The organism is Methylobrevis albus, assembly GCF_015904235.1.
GTDB classification, from domain to species: Bacteria; Pseudomonadota; Alphaproteobacteria; order Rhizobiales; family Pleomorphomonadaceae; genus Methylobrevis_A; species Methylobrevis_A albus.
Map to the genome: position 1 here is coordinate 1 of NZ_JADZLT010000034.1, position 317 is coordinate 317.

Annotated in this window: 1 protein-coding gene; it reads left to right on the forward strand. The window is 65.6% G+C overall.

Annotated features, from left to right (window positions below; translation table 11 throughout):
• A partial coding sequence (locus tag I5731_RS00355) for a Hint domain-containing protein (RefSeq protein WP_197309366.1) occupies positions 1-317 on the forward strand: 317 nt, incomplete at both ends.

A 317-nucleotide genomic window follows, 5' to 3' on the forward strand; every position in this document is an offset into this window, starting at 1 on the left:
GCGCTGGGCAGCGGCGTTCCCCACACCGACCTCTATCTCTCGGCCGACCACGGCATGATCGTCGACGGGCTGGTGGTGAACGCCGGCGCGCTGGTCAACGGAGACGGCATCCGCTTCGTGTCGCTGTCGGCGATGCCCAAGCGCTTCGGCTACTACCATGTCGAAACCGAAGCCCATGACGAGATCCTCGCCAACGGCGCGCCGGCGGAAACCTTCGTCGACTACGTCGGCCGCAAGGACTTCGAGAACTACGCCGAATACCTCGCGCTCTATGGCAGCGAGCGGCTGATCCCGGAAATGCGCCGCGTGCGCATCTC